Here is a 19,234-nt window from a genome sequence, read left to right on the forward strand (position 1 = left end):
TCATTGCGGGTAGACCATCGCGCGCGGCGCGGCCGCCACGTCGCCGACCGACTCGCCCAGCAGGCGGGCGGCGCGAATGGCGGCAACGTCGGTCGGGTCGATGGCCGTCACGGTGGCGCTGGCGACCGGCATCACGCTCGCTTCGGAGGCCGGCGTCGCGGGCGCGGCCACCAGTTGCACAGCGGGCGCCGCTTCGGCCATGGGCGCAGGCGGCGCGGGCAACGGTGCCGTCGCAGGCACGGGGCCCGGCAGGGCGACCGGTTCGGGTGGCGCGATGGCGGCCACGGGCTGCTGCACCGGCTGTGGAGCCTGCGCCGCCGGGGCTGGGGGAGCGATCGGCGCCACCGGGGCCGGCGCCAGGGGAGCCACCGGCGCCACGGGGGTCACCGCCACCGGTCGCGGCGCCGAGGGGGGCGCACCTGCGGACGAGGCCTGCGGACCGTAGGCGCTCACGCGCTCGTCCGCGCTCATCGACTGCGGGCACTTGGTGCCCGTCATCTCCAGCGCGGCCTGGGCCGCCGCGTCCATGCAGTCCATGGCGAGCGACGCGGCCTTCATGCCCTTGTTCCAGAGCTCGCGGCTCATCTTCAGGCGCTTGCAATGTTCGTCCGTCCAGGTGGTGCCGAAACTCAATCCGACGCCCGGGCCGTTCGCGCTCGCGCTGGTGCTGCCCATGCAGGTGTCGTTGCTGGTGGTCAGGTTGGGCCCGTTGACCGACGGCACGTTCTTGATCGTGTAGCTGCCCTGGTAGTCGACGGTGCTCGTGGTGGCACCGCTGTTGTTGACGTTCTGCGTGCTGGTCAACGTGGAGTTCACGGTGCCGGGGCTGGTGAACGTCACGGCCTGGTTGTTACCCTGGGCCGACGTGGAGGCCGTGCTGGACGCCCCGTTGTTCGCGCCGCCGTTGTTGGTCGTTTGCGCCATGGTTGCCGCGGACACCGTCAGCAACGCAAAGAGAATCAGCTTCTTCATTTTTCGTCTCCTTTGATGACCGGGGAGGGGCGGGAGCCCCTCCCCATTTCTGGTTCAGCAACCGATGCGCATGCCGCTCAGGGAGCCGATGCGGCTGCGCCGGACAGCGCGACGCCGCCGGTGCCGCCACCGTTGCTGAAGGTCCCTGCATTGCCGAAGTGGAAGTTGGTCACGCCGCTGGAGCCGCCGGTCGAACCCGCGGTGGCGGAAGTCGTGGTGCCGTTGATGAACCCGTTGACCGCGCCGGACGAGGCGTTGAAGCTCGACGTGGTACCCGAGGTGCGCGTCACCACGGCCAGGCCGCCGCCAGGACCTGCTGCCGTCGCGGCCGTGTTGTTGGTGAGCGAGCCGGCGGTACCGCCTGCATTGCCGCTCACGCCGTTGGCTCCGCCCGCGGCGTAGTTGGCGTTGGCCATCGAGCCTGCATTGGCGGAAGCGTTGGCGCCACCCGAAGCCGCAGCATTGCCCGTCGTCGCGGCCATGCTGGTCACGCTGCCCATGGTGGTCGCGGAACCGTGCGCGGTGGCGCCACCCAGTGCGAAGCCCGGAATGGCGAATGCGCCGCCCGAGGCACCGGCGTTGGCCGCCGAGCTGGAATTGGCCGCGTTGTAGCTCAATGCACTGCCCGTTCCGGAGCTGGCCGCCGACGAACCCGCCGAGCTGGAGGAGCCTGTCGTCGTGCTGGTGGCCGCGATGGCCGAGCTGCCAGTTGCCGAAGCAACGCCGCCAACCAGAACCACAGCGATGGCGATGAGAGTCTTCTTCATGATGCTGCCTCTATAGGTGTGTTGAAACAAACCTGATCAACCGGACCATCCGGCCATCAGCTACCGGTCAGTGCCGCGGAAAAAAGAAGCTTCCGTGACGACCGAGGTGCAGTTTCTGCGTCCACCTGGCGATGAAAAATGCCCCAGGCTGGGTAATGCCAGGCTATGGCGAAAGGAGTGCCTGAAGCGGCTGCGGACGGCCACAAGAAACCGCTTCCCCACGCGGCCAACAATGTAAAAACTACCACTTTCGTTGGACATTTGAGGGTAGTCGCAACAGAATGCAACCGAAGTAATCAAAAAAGCTGGAAGTCAATATTTGAGTAGAAATGAATTAACTTTTGGTCACGAACACGGTGTTCTCGTTGTTACAAAGGGGCTGGAATGGAAAGCGAAATCGACAATTCGTTGACAGACGTCGGAGCCAGGGGAACTAAATACTCCAATCCTGGACAGTTCGGAGGACTGCTCTCGCCGTCCGCCGACACCCTTCCCTGGCCGGACTTTCTGACCGGCCAGCAGACCAAACCGGTGCGCGTTCTGCTGGTCGACGACGACCCCTTCGTGCGGCGCGTCATCGCCCAGGAATTGCTGGGCGACCTGCGCATCCAGCTCGAAGGGCAGGCGGGCACCCTGCGCGAAGGACGGCGCCTGCTGCTGCAGCACGAGTTCGACGTGCTGATGGTGGACATCCGCCTCGGCGACGGCAGCGGATTCGAGCTCATCGAAGAGGCCAAGCGGCACCGCAGCGCGGCCGAGATCATCGTCATCTCGGCGCTCGAGGACGAACCCCAGGTGCTGCATGCCTTCGAGCTCGGCGCCTCGGGCTACCTGGTCAAGAACGCCTGGTTCCAGAGCTATGCGCAGGCCGTGCTGCAGGTGGTCAACGGCGGGGCAGCCATCACGCCGCGGCTGGCGCGCCGCCTGCTCGTGCATCTCGACCACAAGCGCTCGAATGTCAACCCGGTGCGCCCGCCGGACAGCAAGGCGACGTTATCGGCGCGGGAGCGCGAAGTGTTGCGACTTGTAGCCACCGGGTATGTGACCGAAGAGATCGCGCTTCAGCTCACCATCAGCGCACAAACGGTTAACGCACACGTCAAGAACATCTACCGCAAGCTGCACGCCCACACCCGGGCGCAAGCGGTGAGCTTTGCCTCCCACCGCGGTCTTTTGTAGGGCATGAGATGTTCGCGCAGCAGGTCCTTTTCCTACCGCACTTTCTGGAAGACCAGTATGTGTGGCTGTCGATCGGAACCTGGGTTGTCTTGCTGACTTGGCTGCGGCACCGCGCTTCGCGGCGCCGGGTGCTGATGTGGGCCGGCCTGGCCGGAGCGCTGCACCTGACGCCGGTGGCGGCGCAGGTGATCCGGGGCAACGCGGCCATCAACGTCATGGCGCATGACGTGCCGTTCGCGTTCTGGACGCTGCAGGCCGTCAACCTGATGGTGCTGGGCACGATCGTCAGCATCGGCTATTTCTCGCTGCGCCGCGTCGCGCAGGGGCGGCAGGCGCAGGCGGTGATGGCCGAGCGCCGACGCATCGCCAACGACCTGCACGACGGCGTCGGCTCGCGGCTGCTGGCCCTGCTGGCCAGCCAGGACCCGAAGGCAGCCCACTCCAACGGGCTCTCGATGGCGCTGCAGGCCTGCCTGCTCGAACTGCAGATGACCGTGGACGACCTGGACGACCAGAGCGAAGCCACCGTCTTCGAGCGGCTGGGGCACCTGCGCTACCGGCTGCGGCCCGCGTTCGAACGCATGGGCATCACGCTCGAATGGAACATCGCCTCCGAAAGCCTGGAATGCAGGGTGCGGCCCGACACGGCAACGCAGGTCTGCCGGGTCGCCCAGGAAGCCCTGTCCAACGCGCTGCGCCATTCCCGCGCAACCCACGTGGAGTTGCGCGTCGGCGCGCAGGACCGTGCGCGCTCGCTGGTGCTCGAGGTGCGCGACAACGGCCGCGGCCTGGACACTCCCGCCGGCGCGCCGGGGAGCCTGGGCAAGGGGCTGCGCAGCATGCGTTCGCGGGCCGACGCCATCGGCGGCGAGCTGGCCGTCATCGACATCGAGCCGCACGGCCTGTGCGTGCGGCTGGTGGTGCCGTGCCAGGCCTCGGCGAGCGAGCCGCACAGCGTGCTGCCCGCGACCGAACGCATGCTGTAACACGCACGCCGGGCCACCCGGGCGGGGTGCGGGCGCGCCTATGGCAAACTCCCGCGCTTTGCCAGGGACGCGCTCAAGCATGCAGAAAATCATTCGCCAGCTCGCCGCCGAAATCAAGGTCGGCGAGCATCAGGTGAAGGCCGCCGTTGAACTGCTCGACGGGGGCGCCACGGTTCCATTCATCGCCCGCTACCGCAAGGAAGTTACCGACGGCCTCGACGACGTGCAGCTGCGCGAGCTGGAGGCCCGCCTTTCCTACCTGCGCGAACTCGAAGACCGCCGCGGCGCGGTGCTCAAGGCCATCGACGAGCAGGGCAAGCTCACGCCCGAACTGCGCGCCGCGATCGAATTCGCGCCGACCAAGCAGGAACTCGAAGACCTGTACCTGCCGTTCAAGCAGAAGCGCCGCACCAAGGGCCAGATTGCCCGCGAATTTGGCATCGAACCCCTGGCCGACAAGCTGCTGGCCGACCCCACGCTGGACCCCGCCGCCGAAGCGCAGGCCTTCCTGAAGCCCGCCACCACGCTGGACGACGGCAAGCCGGGCCCCGATTTTTCGACCGTCCCGCTGGTGCTCGACGGTGTGCGCGACATCCTTTCCGAGCGCTGGGCAGAAGACGCTGCGCTGGTGCAGGGCCTGCGCGAGTGGCTCTGGAACGAAGGCCTGCTCAAGTCGAGCCTGATGTCCGGCAAGGACGAGAACAACGCTGACGTCGCCAAGTTCCGCGACTACTTCGAATACGACGAGCCCATCGGCCGCGTACCGTCGCACCGCGCGCTGGCCGTGTTCCGCGGCCGCGCGCTCGACATCCTCGACGCCAAGCTGGTGCTGCCCGTGGAGCCCGAGCCGGGCAAGCCCAGCATCGCCGAAGGCCGCATTGCACTGCACCTGGGCTGGAGCCATGCCGGGCGCCCGGCCGACGACCTGCTGCGCAAGTGCGTGGCCTGGACTTGGCGCGTGAAGCTGGCCCTGTCGACCGAGCGCGACCTGTTCACCCGCCTGCGCGAAGACGCCGAGAAGGTTGCCATCAAGGTGTTTGCAGACAACCTGCGCGACCTGCTGCTGGCCGCACCGGCCGGCCCGCGCGTTGTGATGGGGCTCGACCCCGGCATCCGCACCGGCGTGAAGGTGGCTGTGGTCGATGCCACCGGCAAGCTGGTCGAAACCGCCACCGTGTTCCCGCACGAGCCGCGCAAGGACTGGGAAGGTTCGCTGCACACGCTGGGCAAGCTGTGCGCCAAGCATGGCGTGAACCTGATCGCCATCGGCAACGGCACCGCCAGCCGCGAAACCGACAAGCTGGCGGCCGACCTCATCAAGCTGCTGGCCAAGATGGCAGAGCAGGCCGGTGCCCCTGAAATGAAGGTCGACAAGGTCGTGGTGAGCGAGGCCGGCGCCTCGGTGTACTCCGCCAGCGAATTTGCCTCGCAGGAAATGCCCGACGTGGACGTGAGCCTGCGCGGCGCTGCGTCCATTGCCCGCCGTTTGCAAGACCCGCTGGCCGAACTCGTGAAGATCGACCCCAAGAGCATCGGCGTGGGCCAGTACCAGCACGACGTGAACCAGAGCGAACTCGCGCGCACCCTGCAGGCCGTGGTCGAAGACTGCGTGAACTCGGTGGGCGTGGACCTGAACACCGCCAGCGTGCCGCTCCTGAGCCGCGTGTCGGGCCTGTCGGGCAGCGTGGCCAAGGCGGTGGTGCGCTGGCGCGAAGCCAACGGCGCGTTCTCCACCCGCAAGCAGCTGCTGGACGTGAGCGGCTTCGGCCCCAAGGCCTTCGAGCAAAGTGCGGGTTTCCTGCGCATCCGCGGCGGGGCCGACCCGCTGGACATCACTGGCGTGCACCCGGAAACCTATCCGCTGGTCGAGCAGATCATCGTGAAGACCGGCAAGCCCATCGCCGAGCTGATGGGCCGCGCCGACATGCTCAAGACCCTGAAGCCCGAGCTGTTCGCCAACGAGAAGTTCGGCGTCATCACGGTCAAGGACATCCTGGGTGAGCTGGAAAAGCCCGGCCGCGACCCGCGCCCCGACTTCAAGGTGGCGCGCTTCAACGACGGCGTGGACGACATCAAGGACCTGGTCGAGGGCATGATCCTCGAGGGCACCGTGAGCAACGTGGCCCAGTTCGGCGCCTTCATCGACCTGGGCGTGCACCAGGACGGCCTGGTCCACGTGAGCCAGCTGAGCCACAAGTTCGTGACCGACGCGCGCGAGGTCGTCAAGACCGGCGACATCGTCAAGGTTAAGGTGATGGAAGTGGACGTGGCGCGCAAGCGCATCGGGCTGTCGATGAAGCTCGATGCGGCCCCGGCACGGCGCGACGGGCCACGCGACAACCGCTTCGAAGGTGCGGGGCGCAGCCAGCAGCAGCAAGGACGGCGCGACAACTCGCCGCAGCCGGCGGGGCAGATGGCCAGTGCGTTTGCCAAGTTGCAGGGCCTTCGCAAGTAGCAAATGCGCAGGAGTGACTCGCCTGATAGACTAGTCATCTAACTAGTTTGATGGAGGTCGCAATGAAAAGCTGGCCCGTTCAGGACGCCAAAGCGCGTTTCAGCGAGTTTCTCGAGGCCTGTCTGGTCGATGGGCCGCAGATGGTCACGAAGCGTGGCACTGAGGCGGCCGTGCTAGTGCCTGCTGCTGAATGGCGGCGATTGCACGCAACGGCCAAGCCTTCGCTCAAGGCGTTGTTGCTTTCCACCGAAGCACGCACCGAATTCCTGGTTCCGCCGCGGGGCGCTGCCCGCAGGCGCCACATCACGCCACTGCGCTGAGGCTGGGATGTACCTGCTGGATACGAATGTCATCTCAGAACTTCGCAGGCCTCGCCCTCATGGCGCAGTCATCGCGTGGCTCTCGCCAATTGCCGACAGCGATCTCCATCTTTCCGCGGTGACGCTGGGGGAAATCCAGGCCGGCATCGAGCTCACGCGCGAACAGGACGCCGCAAAGGCTGACGAAATCGAGCAGTGGGCCGCATTGGTTGCAGCGTCCTACAACGTGTTGCCCATGGACGCGGAAACCTTCAGGCTGTGGGCCAAGCTGATGCATCGCAGCTCGAACACCCTGTACGAGGACGCAATGATTGCCGCCACGGCCAGGCAGCATGCGCTGACCGTCGTAACACGCAACGTGAGCGATTTCGCCGGGTTCGGCGTCGACGTGTTCAACCCCTTCGAGCAAACGCAGGCATGAAAGCCCTGCGCATCTACGCCGGCCCCGCGGCCCGCAAGCACATCGAACAGCACGGCCTGCGACCGCAGGACGTGCGCACCGTTCCCGGTGCGGCGGGCGGTCCCAAGGGCCTGATCCTCGGGCCGCTCGACCGGTTCATCTTCGGGCGCTGGCTCGCGCAATCGAGCCAGCCGGTGCACCTGGTGGGCGCCTCCATCGGCGCCTGGCGGCTTTCGACGGCCTGCCTGTCCGACCCCGAGGCGGCGTTCCGGCGCTTCGAGCACGACTATGTGCACCAGCAGTTCGAAGTGCCATCCGGGCAGAAGCGGCTCAGCCCGCGGCAGCTCAGCGACCAGTTCGCCCAGGGGCTCGAAGACTTCTACGGCGGGCGCATTGCCGAGGTGCTGAACCACCCGCGCTACCGCCTGCACGTGGTGACCTCGCGCGGGCGCCACATCCTCGGGCGCGAGGGCAGGGCGCGCACGCCGGTCGGCTACCTGGGTGCCTTTGCCACCAACAGCCTGCACCGCAAGAGCCTGGGCGCGTGGCTGGAGCGCTGCGTGTTCTCCACGCCCGGCGCGGCGCTGCCTTTCGGCACGCGCGACCTGCGCACGCGCCAGCATGCGCTGAGCGAGGCCAACTTCAACATGGTGCTGCAGGCCTCTTGTTCCATTCCGTTCCTGCTGGCGGCGGTGCACGACATTCCGGGCGCGCCGCGCGGCGCCTACTGGGACGGCGGCATCACCGACTACCACCTGCACCTGGACTACCAGCCCGCGGACGAAGGCATCGTGCTGTACCCGCACTTCCAGCAGGCCGTGGTGCCGGGCTGGCTCGACAAGGGCCTGCGCTGGCGCCACAAATCCACCGGCTTCCTCGACCGCATGGTGGTGCTGGCGCCCGACCCCGAGTGGGTGCGCTCGCTGCCCAACGGCAAGCTGCCCGACCGCAAGGATTTCATTCACTTCGCCCACGACGTGCAGGCGCGCATCGCGGCCTGGGACCAGGCCACGCGCGAGGCGCAGCGCCTGTCCGACGAGTTCGAGGCCTGGCTTCAGCGCGACGGCGTGCCCGAACTGCTGCCGCTCTGAGCCGCCACCAGCGGCGCGGCGCAATCGAGGATGTTCACATGCACCTCGTCGCCGAGCCTGAGGTCGGCGCCTGCGGGCAGGCGCGCCGTGCCCAGCGAGCGGGTGTGAACGCCGCCGTTGCGGTAGCGCACGACGGCGTAGGGGGCGCTTCCGCCGCCCGGTGCGCCGCAGTCGCGATCGACGGTGCCGGCCAGGTCGGCGGCCCGGCCCACCGCCACAACCTGCGCGGCGCGCCAGCCGGCGGAATGATCGAAGGAATGCGCGTCGAAGGCCGTGCAGCCGCCCAGTGCCAGCGCCCACAGCACGGCGGCCCGGCCGGCGGACCTCACGGCAGAGCTCCAGCCGCCGGCCCGATGGCTGCCGTGGCCTGGATCTCCACGCGGTACTCCGAATCGATGAGCTTCGCGCCCACCGTGGCGCGCGCGGGCGTGTGGCCCTGGGGCACCCATTCGTCCCACACCGAGTTCATGGCCGCGTAGTCGCCCACGGTGCGCAGGTAGATCGTCACGCTCACCAGGTCGTGCTTGGTCGCGCCCTGGGTGGCGAGCATGTGGTCGATCTGGTGCAGGATCTCGCGCGTCTGCCCCGTGATGTCCAGCGACGGGTTCTCCGCCACCTGGCCCGATAGGTACAGCAGGCGGGCGCTGCCCAGGTCGACGGTCACCATCTCGCTGAAGCGGGGGCCCATTTCGTGGCGAAGGATGTTCATGGCTGTGCCGGTTCTTGTGGTGTGCGGGATGAGTCGGCGAGCTGCGCCGGCGCTGCGTTCCACCAGCCGCCGCCCAGGGCCTGGAAGAGGGCGGCCGCGTCCGTCAGCCGCAGCGCGCGTGCCTGCACCAGGTTGAGCTGCGCCTGCTGCTGGGCCTGCTGCGCCACGCGCAGCGACAGCGCGCTGGCGTCGCCCAGCCGCACCTGCGTGCGTGTGCGCGCCAGGCTTTGCGACGCGGTGCGCTCCGCCGTCACGGCGGCCTGCAGCGTGCGCGTGTCGGCGGCGATGGCTTCCAGCGTGTTGGCCACGTCCTGGAACGCGCCCAGCACCGTGGCGCGGTATTGCGCGGCGGCCTGGTCGAACGAGGCGCGCGCGGCGGCCTCCTTGTGCCTGAGCGCGCCGCCGTCGAACACCGGCTGCGTCACGCTGGCCGCCAGGGTCCAGAACAGCGAGGACGACTTGAACAGCTGCGACAGCGTGTACGCCGACGAGCCGTAGTTCACGCCCAGCGTCACGTTGGGCAGCCGGGCCGCCACGGCCACGCCGATGGCGGCGCTCGCGGCCTGCAATTGCGCTTCGGCCGCGCGCACGTCGGGCCGGTGCTCCACCAGCGTGGACGGCAGCGTCAGCGGCAGTTCCGCGGGCAGTTGCAATGCATCGAGCTCGAAATGCGCCGCCACGCCTTCACTGGGGTAGCGGCCCGCCAGCGTGGCGAGCAGGTTGCGCTGCTGCGCCAGTTGCTTGTCCAGCGGCGGCAGCGTGGCCTCGGTGGCGGCCAGCGAGGCCTCCTGCGCATCGACGTCGGCCAGCGCCACCTGGCCCAGCTGCTGCTGCTTGCGGTAGGCCTGCAGCACCTCCTTCTGGTCCGCGACGATGGCCTGCGTGGCGCGCTGCTGGGCGCGCAGCGAAGCCTCGGTGATCGCCGCGGCCACCACGTTGCTGCTCAGCGAGAGCTTCGCGGCCAGGGTCTGAAAGCGCTGCTGCTCGGTCTGCGCCTGCGCGCCCTCGACCTGCCGGCGCGTGGCGCCGAACACGTCGGGCGTGTACGACACGGTCACCTGCGCCGTGTGCAGCGTGTAGAGGTTGGCGTTCGACGACACCGGGCTCGCGACCGCACCCGCCACGCGCTGCCGCGTGGGCGAATAGCCCACCGCCACGCTGGGCCAGAAGGCGGCGCGGTCGGCGGCCTCGTTCTCCTGCGCCACGCGCAGCGCGGCGTCGGCCGCCTCGATGTTCGGGTTGCCCGCCAGGCTCTGCACGACCAGTGCGTTCAACGGCTCCGAGCGGAAGGCCTGCCACCACTGGGCCGGAACGTCGAGCTCGGGCGACAGGCGGGGCAGGGGCACGCCCTCGGCCTGCGTGGGCTCGGGGGGCGCAGCGGTGTACCCGCTTGGCAGGTTCAGCGGCGGGCGCACATAGTCGGGCCCGACCGCGCAACCGCCCAGCAGCAGCGCGATGCCTGCGGCGAGGGGTGTCGCAAGGTTTGTGTTCTTCATGGTCTCGTCTCCCGCCTTCTCACCGGTCACGCCGGGAGCGCGCACCCCAGCCCTTGCGCTCGAAGAACCGTTCGAGCGCGAAAAACAGCGTCGGCAAGATGAACAGCGTCAGCAGCGTCGACACCACCAGCCCGCCCACCACCACCGTGGCCAGGCCGCGCTGCACGTCGGTGCCCACGCCGGTGGCCAGTGCGGCAGGCAGCATGCCGACCGAGGCCACCGTGCCCGTCATCAGCACCGGGCGCAGCCGCTCGGCCGCGCCTTCGAGCACCGACGCCTGCAGCGCCAACCCCTCGCCGCGCACGCGGCGGAAGTTCGCGACCATGATGATCCCGTTCTGTATGGACACGCCGAACAGCGCGATGAAGCCGACGGCCGTGGCCACGTTCAGCGTCTCGCCCGCCACGTGCACCGCGATCAGCCCGCCCAGCGTGGCCATCGGCACCACGCCCAGGATCAGCGCCACCTGGCGGATCTTGCCGAACTGGAAGAACAGCAGCACCGCCATGATGCAGACCACGATGGCCAGCGAAATGCCCAGGCGCGACTGCGCGCGCTGCTGGTTCTCAAACTGGCCCGCCCACTGCAGGCGGAACTTCGCCGGGTCGAACTTCACTTCCTTGGCGATCCGGTCCCGGGCTTCGTCGAGGTAGGAGGCCAGGTCGCGGTCGCGGTTGTCCACCCGCACGGTGATCTGCCGCTCGTTCATCTCGTGCGAGATGGTGCTTTCGCCGGTCTGCAGCCGGATGTCGGCCACCTGCGCGAGCGGCACCTTCGCCCCGCTGGAGCTGTTGAGCAGCAGCGCGCCGATGGCCTCGGTGTTGCCCTTGGCGCTCCTGGGCATCTTCACCGACACGTTGTAGGTGCGGTTGCCCGCGTACACCGTGATCACCGGCGCGCCGCCGATGCCGGTCTGGATCAGGTTGGCCACGTCGTTGGCGTTCACCCCGAAGCGCGCCGCCGCCTCGCGGTTCAGCTCGATCACCACCTGCGGAATCGGCGGCTCCTGGAACAGCGACGCCGACGCTGTGCCGCGCACCGTGCCCAGCAGCTCTACGATCTGGTTGCCGATGCGCCGGCTTTCCTTGAGGTCGTCGCCGTATATGCGCAGCACCAGCGGGCTGTGCGCGCCGCCCACGGCGTCGTTCACGCCGTCGATGATCGGCTGGCTGATGCCCACGTCGAAGCCCGGCATGCGCGCGAAGCGCTCGGTGAGCGCGCGCACGAAGGCGGCCTTGTTCACGCCCGCCGGCCACTCGCTGTAGGGTTTCAGGCCCACGGGCACTTCCATGTGCGAGGGCGTCCACGGGTCGGAGCCGTCGTCGTTGCGGCCCAACTGCGTCACCACGTAGGACACCTCGGGGTATTCGAGCAGCACATGCCGCATCTCGGTCGCCATCTCGCTGGCCTTGTCCAGCGACAGGCCCGAGGGCAACTGCACCTGCAGCCACAGCGCGCCTTCGTCGATGTCGGGCAAAAACTCGCGCCCGGCCGTGGCGCCGAGCACCACCACCGCGGCCAGCGCCACGGCGCTCAGGGCGTAGGCGATGGACGGCGTGTTCAGCAACCGGCCAAGCACGCGGCGGTACGCCCCCGTGAGCCACACCAGCGGCTTGTTGACGAAGGGCTTGCTCGGCTTGCGCAGCGCCACGTAGGCCAGGCTCGGAATGAGCGTTAGCGCGCACAGCAGGGCGCCCACCAGTGCGTAGCCCACGGTGAAGGCCATCGGCTTGAACAGCTTGCCCTCCGCGCGCTCGAAGGCAAAAAGCGGAAAGTACGCCGTGATGATGATCAGCGTGGCGAAGAAGATCGGCCCGGACACATGGCTCACGGTTTCGAGGATGTTGCCCTCGGTGAGCGTGGCGTTCGGCTCCTCTTCACGCCGGCGAAGAATGGCCTCCATCACCACGATGGCGCCGTCCACGATGATGCCGAAGTCGATCGCGCCCAGAGAGAACAGGTTGGCCGGCATGCGCGTGAAGTGCATCACGATGAACACCGTGACCAGCGACATCGGAATGGCGACGGCGGCCACCACCGCGCTGCGCGGGCTGCCCAGGAAAAGAATGAGCACGAAGCACACCAGCGCCATGCCTTCGAGCACCGTGTGCGTCACCTTGTCGACCGTGAGCTTCACCAGGTCGTCGCGGTCGATGTAGGGCACGATCTTCACACCCATGGGCGCCAGCTCGGCCTGCAGCTCGTCGATCTTCTTGTGCACGCCTTCGAGCACGCGCGAAGGGTTTTCGTACTTCAGCATCAGCACGATGCCTTCGATGGTGTCGGGGTTGGTGTCCTTGCCCAGGATGCCGCCGCGCTCCTGGTGGCCGAACTGCAGCTGCCCCAGGTCGCGCACCAGCACCGGCGAGCCGCCGTTCTGCGCCACCACCACCGTGCCCAGGTCGTCCAGTGTGTGGATCTGCCCGATGCCTCGCACCACGTAGCTCTGGTCGCCGCGCGCAATGCGCCCGCCGCCGGCGTTGGCGCTGTTGTTGTTGATGGCCGTGACCACGTCGTTGAGCACCAGCCCGTATTTCTGCAGCCGCGCCGGGTCCAGCTCCAGCTGGAACTCCTTGGTGAAGCCGCCGAAGTTGTTGATGTCCACCACGCCCGCCACCTGCTTGAGCGCGGGAATCACCTTCCAGCGCTGCAGCTCCGACAGCTCCATGAGGTTCTTGGTGTCCGACTCCAGCGTGTAGCGGTAGATCTCGCCCGCCGGCCCCGCGACCGGCCCCAGGCCCGGCTGCGCGCCCGAAGGCAGCGTGACCTGCCCGATGCGCTCGGTCACGCGCTGGCGCGCGAAGTAGTCGTCGGTGCCGTCCTTGAAGCTCAGGTTGATCAGCGACAGCCCGAAGGTGCTGCTCGAGCGTATGGATGCCAGCCCCGGCGTGTTGCTCAGCGCGCGCTCCAGCGGCGTGGTGATCTGCTGCTCGATCTCTTCCGCTGCCAGGCCGTTGACCTGCGTGGTGACCTGCACCGTCACGTCGCCGAGGTCGGGATACGCCTCGACCGTCATCTGCGTCCACGACCAGGCGCCGAACAGCACCAGCGCGATCGACATCGCCCAGGCCAGGTGCCTGCGGCGAAAGAACTGGGTGATGATGAGATTAATCATTCAGCAGCACACCGCCACGCACCACCACGCGCTCGCCCGCGGCCAGGCCGCTGCGGATGCGCACGCTGTCGCCGTCTTCGCGGCCCAGCTCCACCATGCGGCGCACGAACGTCCACGGTTCGGCCTCCACGAACACGCTCACGCTGTCGTTGTTCATCAGCAGCGCCGAGGCCGGCACCTGCGCCTGTGCCGCCTGCGGCACGCCGAGCACCGCGGTGGCGTACATGTTGGGCTTGAACAGGCCCTCTGGGTTGGCGAACACGATGCGCGCGCGCGCGCGGCGCGTGTCCGCGTCGAGCACCGCGCTCACGAAGCCCACCTTGCCGCTGAAGCTGCGCCCCGGGTAGGCCGCCAGCGTGACCACCGCGTTCTGCCCGGGCGCCACCGCGCCCACCACGCTCTCGGGCACGTTCACCGTGACCCAGACCGAATCGAGGTTCGAGACGGTCATGAGCGCTGCGTTGGCGTCGTTCAGGTTGGCGCCCGCGGCGGCGTTCAGGGCCGTGACCGTGCCGGCCATGGGCGCGACGATCTTCAGCACCTGGCCGGCGGCACTCCCGGTGCCGTCCGCGCCCAGGCTGCGCAGCCGCGCCTCGCTGCGGCGCAGCTCCGCCGTCTGCTGAGCGACGCTGCTCTGCGCGGCCTCCACATCTTTGGCCGCGTTGGAGCCGGCCTCGTTCACGCCGCGCGCACGCACCAGGGCGTGCTGCGCGAGGTCGAGCGCGTCGCGCGCCTTTTGCGCATCGGCCACGGCCTGCGCCAGGTCGGGCGCGCTCATGGTGGCCAGCACCTGCCCGCGCTTCACGCTGTCGCCCAGGCGCACTTTCAGCTCGAGCAGCTTGCCCGTCAGCGGCGGCAGGATGTTGACGGTGTTGGCCGGGTTGGCCTCCACCGTCGCTGGCAGGCTCACGTCGTGCGGCGAGGTCTGCCGGCCCACCGTGGCCACCAGCAGCCGGTCGCGCAGCGGGGAGCCGGCGGGCACGCTCAGGCGGTTGCCCTGGCGCACGAGCATCGGTACGGGGGCGGCGGCCACCGCGGTGGCGGCATGGGCCGTGTTGTCGAACGAATCGACGCACAGCGCCGCGCAGGTCAGCACGCCGAAAAAGATGCGGGCGTTGGTGACCTGGTACAGGGATCTTTTCTTCTTCATCTCGGGCTCCATCTCAAGCGAGCGGGTCAGCAGCTGGACAGGCGCGCTGCGCACGGAATGCCTTTCCGTGCCCTCGATCCGCTCCCGTCCCCTGCCGGGGAGGGTAGGAAAAAGTGCCTGAAGAAGCGCCCAAGAAATCCTGAAGATTTCTTCAGGATCGGCCGGTGTGGCGGGTGCGGCCTGTGCTGCATGTCGGCAACGGCCTGCAGTCAGGAAGACGCGGCATGATCCGCGCCATGAGAATTCTGCTGATCGAAGACGACCGCAAGGCCGCGCGGCTGCTCGCGCGCGGGCTGCAGGAAGAGGGCTTCGTGGTCGACGTGGTGCACACGGCCGAAGAGGGCGACGAGGAGGCCTTCGTCATCGCCTACGACCTCATCGTGCTCGACTGGATGCTGCCCGGCAAGGACGGCCTCACCCTGTGCCGCGACCTGCGCCAGCGCGGCTGCAAGACGCCCGTGCTGATGCTCACTGCCCGCGACGCGCTGAGCGACCGCGTGGCCGGCCTGAACACCGGCGCCGACGACTACCTGACCAAGCCCTTCGCCTTCGACGAACTGCTGGCGCGCGTGCGCGCGTTGCTGCGGCGCTCGGAGATCATGCGGCCCGTGGTGCTGTCGCTGGCCGACCTGAGCCTGGACCCCCTGAGCCAGCGTGTGCTGCGCGGCGGCACGGTGCTGGAGCTGACGCACAAGGAGTTCGCCATCCTGCAGATATTGCTGCGCCACGTGGGCGAGGTGGTGAGCCGCTCGCGCCTGGCCGAGCAGGTGTGGAAGGACGACCTGATCGCCATCGACAACCTGATCGACGTGCACATCGGCAACCTGCGCCGCAAGGTCGATGCGCCGCCGCACGTGCCGCTGATCCAGACCGTGCGCGGGCGCGGCTTCAGGCTGGCCGTGGCCGACGAGAACGGCGGCGGCCCCGGCAGCACGGCAGTACATGCTTAGCTTTCGCAAGCGGCTGGCGCTGGCCCACGTCAGCGTGATCGTGGTGGTGATGGCCATCGCCGCCTTCGGCTCGTACCTGGTGTTCGCGCGCAACGTGCACCGCGAGCTCGACGCGGCGCTGCTCGCGCTGGCCGAAACCGAAATGGGCATGCTGCTGTCGGCCGGCGAGGGCGACACCGTGATCGTGCACGAGGCCCCGCCCGGCCCCGGCGCGCCATCGTTCGTGCGCCTGGACCGGCTGGTGCAGATCGTCGATGCGCAAGGCCGCGTGCTGGCGCGCAGCGCCAACCTGGGCGAGGCGCAGTTGCCCATTCCCCCGGTGCTGCGCGAGCGGCTCGCCGCAGGCGAGACCGTGTTCGAAACGCTCAACGGCTTCGGCGAGGAGCCCACGCGCATGGTGTCGGTGCCGGTGCCGCAAGGCGTCTCGGGCAAGGGCATCTTGCTGGCCGTGCAGGTCGCAGGCTCGCTCGACGACGTGAACCGCACCGTGGCCATGGCCAGTGTGCTCTTCGTCATTCTTGGCGGTGCGTTGCTGCTGGCGCTGGGCGCGGCGGGTGCGTTGATCACGCGGCGCGCCTTCGGCGCCATCGACGACGTGGTGCTGCAGGCGCACCGCATCGGCGACGCGAACCTCGGGGAGCGGCTGCCGCACCCGGGAACGAACGACGAGATCGGCCGGCTGGTCGACACCCTCAACGACATGCTGGCGCGCATCGAGCACGGCATGGAGGCGCAGCGGCGCTTCACCTCCGATGCGTCGCACGAGCTGCGCTCGCCGCTGTCGCGCCTGCGCACCGAGCTGGAGCTGGCCCTGCGCCGGCCGCGTGAGCCGGCCGACTATGTGGAGACGCTGCATTCCTCGCTGGAGGAGGTGGAGTCGCTCACGCTGCTGGTCGAAGAACTGCTGGTGCTGGCCCGGCTCGATGCGGGTCAGGAGCGCGACGCGGTGGAGACCGTGTCGTTGAACCTGCTCGCGGAGGAGGCCGTTCGGCGGCTGGAGCCGATGGCCAGGGAGCGGCGGCTGGAGCTGCTGCTGGAGCCCGCACCGCCCGTGGCCGCGCGGGTGGCACGCGGCGCGGCGAGCCTGGCGCTGGCCAACCTGCTGGACAACGCGCTCAAGTTCTCGCCGGCCGGCACCACCGTGCGCGTGAGCCTGCGCGCGGACGTGGAGGCGAACGAGGCCGTCATCAGCGTGTCGGACCGCGGCCCCGGCATTCGCGGCGACGAACTCCCGCACCTGTTCGAGCGCTTCTACCGCGGCGCCACCGCGCGCTCGGACGAGAAGACGCCGGGCCTCGGGTTGGGCCTGGCGCTGTCGCAGGCCGTGGTGCATGCGCACGGCGGGCGCATCGAGGCGGCGAACGAAAGCGGCGGCGGTGCGCGCTTCGACATGCGCTTGCCGCTGGCGCGGTGAGGGTGCTTCGTTGCCGAGAGCGATTTTTCGGGGTTCTTGTTCAGGGCGACGCTCACGCCGACGATGCGGGAGCGAATGTGGCCTTGTGTGACACGCTGGCGTAGCGCCCAAGACGCCTGCACGCGGCGCATTGCAGAAGCTGTATTTGTTGGCGGTTGCCGAGACTTTCGTGCCCTGCGGACGGCTACTTCGCTGAGCTCTTCTCTAAAGTGAATGCCCCTGTCACTCAACAACCCAACAAGGGAACACGGAAGGGCGCCACACACACAGCCACTGAAATTCTGGAAGGCTGCTTGCCTCGCGGCAGGTTGTCGGTGCGAAAGCATCGATGCGTATGCGAGGTATCAAAGGCGACGGCCGGGGTGTAACTAGCACCCCGACCGTCTAACCAAATCGGTGCAACACCCTCTAAAGGACCGCACAAAAATGGCTACCAAGACTATAGCCCGGCCTCGCACGCCGGTAGCTTCCGAAGACAACGCCCAAGACCCGGCCGATCTTCTCGAAAAAACCCTCTCTCAACTCGAAGCGCTCCTGTGGGTCTGCCACGGGGAAGACATCGACTGGTGCAGCGGCAGCGGGCCTCGACAGCTGGACAACCTGCTTTGGCTTGCGGCTGAGCTGGCGCGCAAGGCGGCAGAACTGTTTCAGGCGAGTGAGAAGGCGCGGCGCGCAACGCCTGAGACCGGCAGTTAGCGGCCGGTCTGCGGGCCGCGGATTTCGCGGCCCGTCTGGAGAGCGGCGATTCCCCTGAACAGCGGCGCAAAGAACAACGGCGACAAGACCAGCACGGGCAAACCCTGACCGCTCCCCAACCCTGCACTTCGAGAATGCCCCGATCCATTCCGGAACAACGAAGAGGGGTTCGCACCACATGTCTCACGCCACGCTGTCTCGCCGCAGGTTCACGCTCGCCACCGCCGCCGCAAGCCTTGCCTTGCCTTCTTTCGCGCAGACCGCATGGCCCAGCAAGCCGATTCGCATCGTGGTGCCGTACACGCCGGGCGGGTTCACCGACCAGATGGCGCGGCTGGTGCAGATCGGCCTGCAGACGCGCCTGGGCCAGCCCGTGCTGATCGACAACAAGCCCGGTGCCAACAGCCTCATCGGCGTGGATGCCATTGCCAAGGCGCCGCCCGACGGCACCACCTTCGGCGTCGTCATTGCCGCCTACGCGGCCAACACCACGCTGTACCCCAAGCTGCCCTACGACCCGCGCAAGGACCTCGCCGGCGTGTCGCTGATGGGCGTGTCGCCGCTGCTGGCCGCGGTGAACATCGATGCGCCGTTCAAGACCGCGCGCGAGCTCATCGACTTCGCGCGCGCGAACCCCGGCAAGGTGAGCTTCGGTTCCTCGGGCAACGGCTCGGCCGCGCACCTGACCACCGAGCTGTGGAAGTCGCTCACGCAGACCTACATGATCCACATCCCGTACCGCGGCGCCGTGCCCGCGCTGACCGACCTGATGGGCGGGCAGATCCAGCTGTTCTTCGACGCGCCCACCGGGCTCATCAACCAGGCCAAGGCCGGCAAGGTGCGGCTGATCGGCGTGGCGGGCGACAAGCGCCTGGCCGCCGCGCCCGACGTGCCCACCTTCATCGAGCAGGGCTTCGCGGGCTTCACCGGCAGCACCTGGGCGGGCATGCTGGCGCCGGCGGCCACGCCGCGCGACATCGTCAAGCGCATGTCCGAGGAAGTGGCGCGCATCGTCAAGAGCGACGACACCCGCGCCAAGCTCGACGCCATGGGCACCATTCCGGCGGGCAGCACGCCCGAGGAGTTCGATGCCTTCATCACGGCGGAGACGGCCAAGTGGGGCAAAGTCATCTGCACGGCCGGGGTCAAGGCGGAGTAGGGGCCGGCAAGCGCGCGGTGGCTGGCACGGCAGGTGCTTCGCCAAGCGCATGAAGCACTTCATCGTCGAAATCAGCTACCTCGTGCCGCTGGCGCGCATCCAGGAATCGGTGCCGGCGCACCGCGCCTACCTTCAACTCGGCTATGACGCCGGCCTGCTCCTGTGTTCCGGGCCCAAGGTGCCCGCGACCGGCGGCTTTCTGCTGGCCCGCGCCACTTCGCTGGAGGCCCTGCAGGCCTTCTTCGCCGAAGACCCGTTCAGCACCGGCAGGCTCGCCAGCTTCACGTTCAACGAGTTCAACCCGGTCAAGCGCCAGGGCTGGGCCGAAGCCTGGTTCAGCGAACCCTGACATGTAAAGCCCGCCTCGGCGGCTCA

At 68.4% G+C, this 19,234-nt stretch carries 18 protein-coding genes; 11 read left to right on the forward strand and 7 right to left on the reverse strand.

Going from position 1 to position 19,234, the window contains the following annotated elements:
* Both AC1DJH_RS06045 and AC1DJH_RS06050 read right to left on the reverse strand, forming a co-directional pair.
* Window positions 1-972 carry a hypothetical protein gene (locus AC1DJH_RS06045; RefSeq protein ID WP_478185073.1) on the reverse strand — a complete coding sequence of 324 codons (972 nt, stop codon included), beginning with the start codon at window positions 970-972 and terminating at the stop codon, window positions 1-3.
* Window positions 973-1,049: 77 nt separating this feature from the next.
* On the reverse strand, window positions 1,050-1,739 hold the full coding sequence (locus AC1DJH_RS06050) for a hypothetical protein (protein WP_472112116.1): 690 nt from the start codon (window positions 1,737-1,739) through the stop codon (window positions 1,050-1,052).
* A 384-nt stretch (window positions 1,740-2,123) separates the two neighbouring features.
* On the opposite strand from AC1DJH_RS06050, the gene AC1DJH_RS06055 reads away from it, so the two are divergent.
* The 6 genes from AC1DJH_RS06055 (at window position 2,124) to AC1DJH_RS06080 (ending at window position 8,170) form a co-directional block, all read left to right on the forward strand.
* On the forward strand, window positions 2,124-2,918 hold the full coding sequence (locus AC1DJH_RS06055) for a LuxR C-terminal-related transcriptional regulator (RefSeq protein WP_435440231.1): 795 nt from the start codon (window positions 2,124-2,126) through the stop codon (window positions 2,916-2,918).
* 89 nt (window positions 2,919-3,007) lie between these two features.
* Window positions 3,008-3,904, forward strand: coding sequence for a sensor histidine kinase (locus AC1DJH_RS06060; RefSeq protein WP_478185074.1), 897 nt, complete (start codon window positions 3,008-3,010; stop codon window positions 3,902-3,904).
* A 79-nt stretch (window positions 3,905-3,983) separates the two neighbouring features.
* Window positions 3,984-6,359 carry a Tex family protein gene (locus AC1DJH_RS06065; protein ID WP_478185075.1) on the forward strand — a complete coding sequence of 792 codons (2,376 nt, stop codon included), beginning with the start codon at window positions 3,984-3,986 and terminating at the stop codon, window positions 6,357-6,359.
* Window positions 6,360-6,421: 62 nt separating this feature from the next.
* On the forward strand, window positions 6,422-6,679 hold the full coding sequence (locus AC1DJH_RS06070; protein WP_472112107.1) for a type II toxin-antitoxin system Phd/YefM family antitoxin: 258 nt from the start codon (window positions 6,422-6,424) through the stop codon (window positions 6,677-6,679).
* A gap of 7 nt (window positions 6,680-6,686) precedes the next feature.
* Window positions 6,687-7,100: a PIN domain-containing protein gene (locus tag AC1DJH_RS06075; protein WP_478185076.1), complete on the forward strand. Its 414-nt coding sequence runs from the start codon at window positions 6,687-6,689 to the stop codon at window positions 7,098-7,100.
* A complete protein-coding gene (locus tag AC1DJH_RS06080; RefSeq protein WP_478185077.1) occupies window positions 7,097-8,170 on the forward strand; it encodes a patatin-like phospholipase domain-containing protein in 1,074 nt (357 codons plus the stop codon). The genes AC1DJH_RS06075 and AC1DJH_RS06080 overlap by 4 nt, the downstream gene beginning before the upstream one ends.
* Here the strand turns inward: AC1DJH_RS06080 and AC1DJH_RS06085 are convergent.
* Genes AC1DJH_RS06085 through AC1DJH_RS06105 form a run of 5 tightly spaced genes read right to left on the reverse strand, consistent with a single transcriptional unit; the run spans window position 8,134 to window position 14,640 of the window.
* Entirely contained in the window at window positions 8,134-8,499 is a 366-nt protein-coding gene (locus AC1DJH_RS06085; RefSeq protein WP_478185078.1) for a hypothetical protein, read from the reverse strand. The genes AC1DJH_RS06080 and AC1DJH_RS06085 overlap by 37 nt on opposite strands.
* Complete coding sequence (locus tag AC1DJH_RS06090) at window positions 8,496-8,879, reverse strand: RidA family protein (RefSeq protein ID WP_478185079.1); 384 nt, start codon at window positions 8,877-8,879, stop codon at window positions 8,496-8,498. Before AC1DJH_RS06090 ends, AC1DJH_RS06085 begins: the two co-directional genes overlap by 4 nt.
* The gene (locus tag AC1DJH_RS06095; protein ID WP_478185080.1) at window positions 8,876-10,375 is read right to left on the reverse strand and encodes an efflux transporter outer membrane subunit; all 1,500 of its coding nucleotides are present in this window, start codon (window positions 10,373-10,375) and stop codon (window positions 8,876-8,878) included. Before AC1DJH_RS06095 ends, AC1DJH_RS06090 begins: the two co-directional genes overlap by 4 nt.
* 19 nt (window positions 10,376-10,394) lie before the next feature.
* Complete coding sequence (locus tag AC1DJH_RS06100) at window positions 10,395-13,490, reverse strand: efflux RND transporter permease subunit (protein ID WP_478185081.1); 3,096 nt, start codon at window positions 13,488-13,490, stop codon at window positions 10,395-10,397.
* Window positions 13,483-14,640 (reverse strand): efflux RND transporter periplasmic adaptor subunit, encoded by a 1,158-nt coding sequence (locus AC1DJH_RS06105; protein WP_478185082.1) that lies wholly within the window; start codon window positions 14,638-14,640, stop codon window positions 13,483-13,485. Before AC1DJH_RS06105 ends, AC1DJH_RS06100 begins: the two co-directional genes overlap by 8 nt.
* A 236-nt stretch (window positions 14,641-14,876) precedes the next feature.
* Between AC1DJH_RS06105 and AC1DJH_RS06110 the strand changes: the two genes are divergently transcribed.
* From AC1DJH_RS06110 to AC1DJH_RS06130, 5 genes are all read left to right on the forward strand, one after another.
* A complete protein-coding gene (locus AC1DJH_RS06110) occupies window positions 14,877-15,590 on the forward strand; it encodes a response regulator transcription factor (protein ID WP_478185083.1) in 714 nt (237 codons plus the stop codon).
* Window positions 15,583-17,004, forward strand: coding sequence for a sensor histidine kinase (locus AC1DJH_RS06115; protein WP_478185084.1), 1,422 nt, complete (start codon window positions 15,583-15,585; stop codon window positions 17,002-17,004). Before AC1DJH_RS06110 ends, AC1DJH_RS06115 begins: the two co-directional genes overlap by 8 nt.
* A 426-nt stretch (window positions 17,005-17,430) precedes the next feature.
* Entirely contained in the window at window positions 17,431-17,700 is a 270-nt protein-coding gene (locus AC1DJH_RS06120) for a hypothetical protein (RefSeq protein ID WP_478185085.1), read from the forward strand.
* Window positions 17,701-17,878: 178 nt separating this feature from the next.
* The gene (locus tag AC1DJH_RS06125) at window positions 17,879-18,859 is read left to right on the forward strand and encodes a tripartite tricarboxylate transporter substrate binding protein (protein WP_478185086.1); all 981 of its coding nucleotides are present in this window, start codon (window positions 17,879-17,881) and stop codon (window positions 18,857-18,859) included.
* Between the two features lie 49 nt (window positions 18,860-18,908).
* Complete coding sequence (locus AC1DJH_RS06130; RefSeq protein ID WP_478185087.1) at window positions 18,909-19,208, forward strand: YciI family protein; 300 nt, start codon at window positions 18,909-18,911, stop codon at window positions 19,206-19,208.
* The last annotated feature ends 26 nt before the right edge of the window (window positions 19,209-19,234 follow it).

The sequence above is a fragment of the Variovorax sp. 10N412 genome (assembly GCF_056394985.1).